Raw genomic sequence first — 1,499 nt, forward strand, 5'->3', positions numbered from 1 at the left:
CGCGGACGCCCGCCGAGGTGGCGGCCTGGCCGCGGATCGTCGGCGAATTCGTCCACGACGCCGGCGCCTGACCGATCACCCCACCCGGCGCCGGGGGTCCACGCGCCGAGGGTCGTCCGGTGGCAGTCGCGCGGGGATCGCCAGCACACTGGGCCCATGCGCGCGACACAACGACAGATCATCGACGCCCTCGGCGTCCGTCCCCGGATCGACCCCGCCGAGGAGGTGGAGCGCCGGGTGCGATTCCTGGCCGATTACCTGGGTGCGAGCGGGGCGAAGGGCTTCGTGCTCGGGATCTCGGGCGGCGTGGACTCCTCGTTGGCCGGCCGCCTGGCACAGCTGGCGGTGGAGAGGGTGCGCGCCGACGGTGGCGAGGCGGTCTTCGTGGGGATGCGCCTGCCCTACCGCGTGCAGCACGACGAGCACGACGCGGTGGCGGCCGTGGAGTTCGTGGGGGCCGACGAGACCCTCACGGTGAACGTCGCCCCGGGCGTGGACGGGCTCGACGGCGAGATCCGCAAGGCCGCCGGCGAGGAGCTGACGGACTTCACCAAGGGCAACACCAAGGCGCGCCACCGCATGGTCGCGCAGTACGCCGTGGCCGGGGACCGCGGGCTACTGGTGATCGGCGCCGACCACGCCGCCGAGAACGTCACCGGGTTCTTCACCAAGTTCGGCGACGGTGCCGCCGACCTCCTCCCGCTGTCCGGGCTGGACAAACGCCAGGTCCGGGAGCTGCTCCGTCACCTTCAGGCGCCGCGACAGCTGTGGGACAAGGTGCCCACGGCCGACCTCCTCGACGAGGCCGAGGGCCAGACCGATGAAGAGGAACTGGGTATCAGCTACGACCACATCGACGACTACCTCGAGGGTCGCGAGGTGCCCGAGGACGCGGCCCGGCTGATCGAGGAGGCGTGGCACCGCAACCGGCACAAGCGCACCACCCCCGTCGAGGTGGCCGACACCTGGTGGCGGCCGGCCGGGAGGATCGGCGACCAGGCCGGCGAGCAGGCCGGCCGGCGGACGGCGCTGGTGGTGATCGACATGCAGAACTCGTACTTCGAGTTCCCCGAGCTGGCGGCGGTGCGGGACGAGCTGGTCGGCTCGGTCAACGAGCTGATCCGCGCCGCCCACGAGGCCGACCGTCCGGTGGTCCTGGTGCGGACCGAGCACGCCGAGGACCGCTCCACCTGGACCCTCAACATGCTCGAGGACGACCAGGGCTTCGCGTTCCCCGGCACCGAGCAGGCCCGGTTCCTCGACGGGCTCGCCACCGGTGACCACGTGGAGGTGGTCAAGACCCGGGACAGCGCGTTCTTCCGGACCGATCTGCGGGCGGAGCTGGACCGGCTCGGCGTGGGCCACCTCCTCGTGTGCGGCGTGTCGACGCACAGCTGCGTGGCGCAGACCGCGATCGACGGCTTCGCCGAGAACCTGCACGTGGCGGTGGCCCGCGGTGCCATCTCGTCCGACAACCCGCCGCTGTCGGAGGCGCTCCT

1 protein-coding gene and 1 pseudogene are annotated in these 1,499 nt (G+C 72.2%); both read left to right on the top strand.

Features of this window, described 5'->3' with window-relative positions:
* Positions 1 to 156: 156 nt before the first annotated feature.
* Positions 157 to 975, top strand: a pseudogene (gene nadE, locus G6018_RS17685) (ammonia-dependent NAD(+) synthetase); the annotation flags it as partial.
* A gap of 69 nt (positions 976 to 1,044) precedes the next feature.
* Positions 1,045 to 1,499 (top strand): isochorismatase family cysteine hydrolase (locus G6018_RS17690; RefSeq protein WP_241732137.1); only part of this gene is annotated, 455 nt, incomplete at its 3' end.

The sequence above is a fragment of the Dietzia sp. DQ11-44 genome (genome assembly GCF_014145205.1).
Classification (GTDB): Bacteria; Actinomycetota; Actinomycetes; order Mycobacteriales; family Mycobacteriaceae; genus Dietzia; species Dietzia natronolimnaea.